Source organism: Mucilaginibacter sp. P4_G9, from assembly GCF_056400985.1.
Window position 1 is genome coordinate 1 of sequence record NZ_JBFUKF010000286.1, and the last position, 6,458, is coordinate 6,458.

Here is a 6,458-nt window from a genome sequence, read left to right on the forward strand (position 1 = left end):
TATTATTCCTTTGCAGTACAACAGCAGCAATTGCATTTGGCCAAAGTGTGCAAAACGGGGTAGTATATGAGAATAAAACGCGTGTGGTGCTGCAAAGTATAAAAGTTGAAAATTTAAGCAGCCGCAAATTCACGATCACCAATAAATCGGGCGTATTTAGTATTGAGGGCAAGGCCGGCGAATTGTTGCTGTTTAGCGGTTATTTTTATAAATCGGATACGGTTTTGCTTACCGGTAATAAGCCGCTTGAAATATTCCTGACGCCCCGGCATAATATGCTTAACGAGGTAAATGTAACCGCGACCGAAGCCATCCATACGGGATCATTCCTGGCTCCCGAATATCATAACCAAACAATGGTTTATCAAAGGGATGCAAGATATGGAAACTACAAAGGGGGAATAGCATTAAGACTCCATTACTTTAAAAAGGACGAAAAAAGAAAAGCTAAACAGGCTGAATTTTTGAGAGACCAGGAACAGCAGGACGAAATTGCCAAAGTTTTTAATGCCGATTATATATCCAAATATCTGCCGTTAAAAGGTAAGGATATGGACGACTTTTTGGTTTTGTACACGCCATCGCCCGGAATCTACTTCAGTAAAGATTTTAACCTTTTGGCTTATCTTGATGCCAACTATAAAGCTTTCCTGAAAATACCTGCGGATAAGAGGAATACGCAGCTGGAACAATAATTCTGCAGGCAGTGTAACAACTAAGCATACCAAAAAAACACCCCAGAACCGGTGTTCCACAGGCATCATTACAATGCCGTCTTCTGATCGGCTATTAAATAGCCGGGTAGTCTCTTCCTCGCTGCCGGTTTCCAATGTTACCATAAAATTATTACCTGCATTCAGTGTTCCTCTGCCGGCATTGGCGGAGCATCCGGCATATCCTTCATGCGCTGTAAATTACTGAACTCGCCGCCAAATACAGATTTGTAAAAATTGAAGACCGCTTAATACTTGTGCTAAAGAGCGTTAAAAGGCTCAATTTATACTTAACTGAAAGTAAAATATCTATAATATTATTAATGTAAAAATTAATAATATTATAATTTGCGATATTAAATAATTATTAGTTAAATTAGCTAAACATAAACCAACATAAACCTATAAGTATGGAAACAATAATTGTAAATGGGGCAACTTACTGGTTGCCCGAAAGCAACGACGATGTAATTGCCCTGGTAAATGAGGCAGCGAACAACAACGAGATCATTTGCGTTCGCGGCTCCGGCCACTCATTCCCGTTGGTGGGGACGCTTGAAACAGAACAGCAATCGTCTACCGGGAAAAAATACAAATACATTATGCTTGCAAAAATGTATGGTGTGGAAATGCTGGATGCCGACACTGTAAAAGTGCAGGCGGGTTGCCACCTCGGCCCCGACCCTTTTGACCCTACAAAAATTTCTACCCTGGAAAATTCCTTATGTTATTATTTAGATAACTTAGGTACTGCTGCAGGCGACCCTTCATTAAATCGTTCACTGCCCGATCTGGGAGGCATAACACATCAAACAGTAGGTGGTTTTTTATCAACCTCTTCTTCGGGGGGTTCAACTCAATATTCTTTTGAAGATGCATTGATAAGCGTTGATATAGTTACCTGCAAGGCAGGGGAGGGCGCTGCTGTAACTACTTTTACAAAGCCGGCCAATAATCCGGATGACCCATTTTATGCAGTTGGTATAGCTTCAATGGGCTTGTTTGGCGTTATTGTTTCAGCAACCTTTAGCTGCTCGCCCCAGTTTTATATCGAGGGATCGGAAACTATTACTTATACAGACCAATGCACCCTGATCAACCTGTTCGGAAATGCCCCCGCTTTGCCAAACATGCAAACTTTTTTACAGCAAACCGAGTATACCCGTTTAATGTGGTGGCCACAGCAAAATCATGAAGATCCTACTAAGGATCTATCGCGAATGGTAGTTTGGCAGGCACAGCGTACAGATCAAAGCGGAGCCATAGCCTACGCAAAACATGCTTATGATTTAACGGGCGCTCAACCGCCAGCTGATGGGCTAAAACCATATCACGAGGTACCTTACATTTTTAATAAGCCCGATCCTGCTAACGCAGCAGCCAATCTTATATATACCGCTATTGGCCAATGGCCCACCTGGCTGCAAAAATTTATGGGCAATGACTATATGGAGTGTGAACTTATTATAGATTATGTAGAAAGTATTTATGGATCAAAAATATTTCCTGTTATAATGGACGTTTTTGTGCCCGTTGATACGCCAACAAATGCCAATAAAGGGCCGCAGCTATTTGCCGATCTTTGGTATACAGGCCTGCCTATGGATAACCAGATGAGCGATAAGCTGATGCCGGTTTGGTTTACCGAGCTTTGGATAGATATTAACCAGGCGGAGCAGGTGATGGATACGCTGAAGGCTTATTACGATAGCCAGCCAATTACTATCGACCTTAGTTTTAGCTGTGAAATTTATGCAGCCAAACAAAATATTTTTTGGCTTAGTCCTTCATACAACCAGGATGTTATACGTATAGATGTGTTTTGGTTTGCCAATAACCTTGGCGATCCGGCAACGTTTTACCAAAGTTTTTGGGATTTATTAGCGCCGTTTAATTTTCGCCCGCACTGGGGGAAATACATCCCCGACACGGTTAACAACGTACCGGGAGTAACATATATAGCCGATAGGTACCCCAAATGGAATGATTGGATGAATTTAAGGAACACAATGGACCCTCAGCAAGTTTTTGTAAACGATTACTGGCGTTCAAAATTAGGGATCCCTGTGACAGAATTGTTTTTAACACAACAGTAAAGCAAACAAAAAAAGCGGCGATGAGCCACGAATGGTCGGAAGATTAATCTTCCGACTTTTTTGTTTGCTTACGCTCTGTGGGGAATAAGAATTGACTATAAAAAACTATAAGAGTTCATTGGAACTCAATCAACAAAATGAGAATGTAGTTGAGGAATCGAAAGATTAGCCCTCCTTAAGAGGAAATAAAAAATCTTCCAAATACTTATGGTGAAAACATTAAAAGTAAGCAAAACATTTTCTTAACTTAGTATACACCAATTGTTCTCTACTTATTTTACCGCTTATGATCACATTAAAAGTTAATGATAAATCGTATCAGGTAGACGCCAGCCCCGATATGCCGCTGCTGTGGGTACTCAGGGATCTGTTAGGCCTTACCGGCACCAAGTTTGGCTGCGGCGTTGCTCAATGCGGCGCATGCACCGTTCATTTAAATGGCGAGGCCGTACGCTCATGCGTTACCAAAGTGAGCCGCGCGCAAGGCCAAAACGTAGTCACCATTGAAGGACTGTCACTCAATAACGACCATCCTTTGCAAAAAGCATGGGTCGAGTTTGATGTGCCGCAATGCGGATATTGCCAATCGGGGCAATTGATGTCAGCTGCTGTGCTGCTCCGGGAAAAGCCTAATCCTACCGATCAGGATATTGATGATGCCATGTCGGGCAATATTTGTCGTTGCGGTACCTATCCGCGGATAAGACAGGCTATACATAAGGCTGCAACAATGCAAAAAGAAGGAGGTAAATCATGAGCGATCAACAAACAGCGATCAGCCGCCGTAATTTCCTGAAAGCGGGCGCGGTGTTAAGCGGAGGCCTACTGATCTCCTTTACCATACCACAGGCCAACCGTTTGCTGGTACAGGATGCCGCAACCGCTTTTGCACCCAACGCCTTTTTGCGTATTGGTGCCGACAATAGCATCACGGTAATATTAAGTCATGTTGAAATGGGGCAGGGCATCTGGACCACGCTGCCCATGATCCTGGCAGAAGAATTAGATGCCGACTGGAATACCATTAAAGTCATGCATAGCGGAGTTGATAAAGATTATAATCATACCGTGTATGGCATCCAGATTACCGGTGGGTCCAGCTCTACCTGGTCGGAGTTTGACCGTTACCGCAAGGCCGGCGCAACGGCGCGTGTTATGTTAACCCAGGCTGCTGCCAAACGTACCGGGGTAACAGTTGAAAGCTGTACAACAGGTGGAGGTTATGTTACCGCAGGTGGAAAAAAATTAAGTTACGGCGAATTGGCTACTGAAGCATCAACGTTGCCGGTGCCTCAAAATGTTACGCTGAGACCGCCGGCGCAGTGGAAATTGATTGGTAAAGGCGTTAAACGTCTTGATGCTTCGGTTAAAACCAATGGGCAGGCTAAGTTTGGCATGGATATGCAGTTCCCCGGCATGCTTACTGCTGTTGTAGCCCATGCACCTGTATTTGGGGGTAAGGTAAAATCGTTTGACGCCTCCCGTGCTAAAGCTGTCCCGGGCGTTAAACAGGTAGTAGAAATTCCGACAGGTATTGCAGTGATCGCAGATCATTTTTGGGCAGCAAGCCAGGGGCGTAAAGCATTGCAAATAACCTGGGACGATGGACCCGGCGCTAATTTAAGTACCAAAACACAAGTTGATGCCTACCAAAAACTTGCCCATACCGATGGACTAAAAGCTGCACAAAAAGGCAATGTTAACGAGGGCCTGGCTAAAGCCACGAAAATATTAAAAGCCGAATACGTTTTCCCTTACCTTGCCCATGCGCCTATGGAGCCGCAGAATTGTACGGTGAAAATAAGTGATGACAAATGCGAAATATGGACAGGTACGCAGCTGCCTGGTATTGATCAGGCTGTGGCAGCCAGGATATTAGGCATGAAACCCGAACAAATAACAATGAACGTGGTGTTCCTTGGCGGCGGTTTTGGGCGCCGGGCTACCATAACCTCCGATTTTGTTTCGGAAGCTGTGCACATGGCCAAAGCAAGCGGCAAATTTGTAAAAATGGTTTGGACACGCGAGGATGATATGAAAGGCGGTTATTACCGCCCAATGGTTGTACATCGCATCAATGCTGGTTTAAATGCGTCCGGCTTGCCGGTAGCATGGCGCCATAATATTGTTGGCCAGTCTATTATGGCCGGTACTCCTTTTGAATCCAAAGATGGTATTGATGCTACATCAGTAGAGGGTGTTGCCGGTTCACCATATTTTGAAACGGTACCCAATTATTTTGTTGGTTTACATTCCACAAAAGAAGTTGTGCCGGTGTTATGGTTTCGTTCGGTGGGACATACCCATACCGCCTATGTGATGGAAACCATGCTGGATGAGGTAGCCCATGCAGCCGGGCAGGACCCGGTAGCTTACAGGCGCAAAATGCTGCAGAAATCACCGCGCCACCTGGCGGCTTTAAACCTGGCAGCAGAAAAAGCCGGATGGGATAATAAATTACCAAAGGGCCGGTATAAGGGAATTGCTGTACACGAGGCCTTTGGCAGCTATGTGGCACAGGTTGCTGAAATAAGCATTGATAACGGGAAGCTAAGGGTGCATAAAGTAACCTGCGCTATTGATTGTGGCCTTGCTGTTAATCCCGACGGGGTAAAAGCTCAAATGGAAAGCGGTATTATATTTGGCCTAACCATGGCGCTTTATGGTGAGTTGACTATTGAAAAAGGACAACTACAACAAAATAATTTCTATGATTACCGTATTGCCCGTATGAATGAGTCGCCGGAGATTGATGTGTACATTGTTGAAAGCAACGAGAAAATGGGTGGTGCCGGAGAATGCGCTGTGCCGCCAACCGCACCAGCTATTGCCAATGCCGTATTTGCGGCAACAGGCAAGCGCATCTATAATTTACCGATCATGAACACGCCATTAAACCACATCTCATGAGAAGCAAAAAATCTTTCATTTTCGTGGCGCTGCTATTGGCAATAATTGCTGTTACTGTAATGTCATTTAAGGAAAAGCCGGTCATTTATGCAGCGGTTTTGGGTTCGCCAAAAGATAGCGTAGGCTCTGTCAGGGCTTTTATGTCTGTATACAGAGTTCTGAAGAGCGCACGTTGTATGAACTGTCACCCCAGCGGCGATATTCCCTTGCAGGGCGATGACAGTCATCTGCATACTATGGGTGTAAAAAGGGGACCCGATGGCAAAGGTTTATATGCCATGAAATGCAGCAATTGCCACCAGGCCGAAAATGCCCCGGGCTTGCATACCCCTCCGGGAAATCCTAAATGGGGATTACCGCCCGCAAATATGCGGATGGTTTTCGAGGGAAAAACACCACGGCAGCTGGCTCTTCAATTGCTTGATCTCAAACAGAATGGCGGAAGAAGCAAACAGCAATTAATTGAACATATGACCTCAGACGATTTAGTATCCTGGGCCTGGCGCCCTGGCGCCGGCAGAACTTTGCCGCCGCTTAGCCATACCGYTTTTAGCGCTCAGGTAAAATTATGGATAGCGAAAGGGGCGTATGCACCGGCTAAATGACAGCAAAAAGCGAATGGGGCACTTGGAGGAGAAAAAGACATGTAGGTAAACATGATGTACTTGTCGGCGCGCACCAGCGACGGCAAGTACATCAAAAAGCAAGGTTTACAACTCTTCCTTCTCTTCTTTGTCTT

5 protein-coding genes are annotated in these 6,458 nt (G+C 44.9%); all 5 read left to right on the forward strand.

Going from position 1 to position 6,458, the window contains the following annotated elements; all coding sequences use genetic code 11:
• The coding region (locus AC1DPZ_RS19670; RefSeq protein WP_477406563.1) for a hypothetical protein at positions 1-695 on the forward strand (695 nt) is incomplete at its 5' end.
• A 428-nt stretch (positions 696-1,123) separates the two neighbouring features.
• Positions 1,124-2,809, forward strand: coding sequence for a D-arabinono-1,4-lactone oxidase (locus tag AC1DPZ_RS19675; protein ID WP_477406565.1), 1,686 nt, complete (start codon positions 1,124-1,126; stop codon positions 2,807-2,809).
• Between the two features lie 286 nt (positions 2,810-3,095).
• A complete protein-coding gene (locus tag AC1DPZ_RS19680) occupies positions 3,096-3,566 on the forward strand; it encodes a (2Fe-2S)-binding protein (RefSeq protein WP_477406567.1) in 471 nt (156 codons plus the stop codon).
• A complete protein-coding gene (locus AC1DPZ_RS19685) occupies positions 3,563-5,719 on the forward strand; it encodes a xanthine dehydrogenase family protein molybdopterin-binding subunit (protein WP_477406569.1) in 2,157 nt (718 codons plus the stop codon). Before AC1DPZ_RS19680 ends, AC1DPZ_RS19685 begins: the two co-directional genes overlap by 4 nt.
• On the forward strand, positions 5,716-6,324 hold the full coding sequence (locus tag AC1DPZ_RS19690; RefSeq protein ID WP_477406571.1) for a hypothetical protein: 609 nt from the start codon (positions 5,716-5,718) through the stop codon (positions 6,322-6,324). The genes AC1DPZ_RS19685 and AC1DPZ_RS19690 overlap by 4 nt, the downstream gene beginning before the upstream one ends.
• The last annotated feature ends 134 nt before the right edge of the window (positions 6,325-6,458 follow it).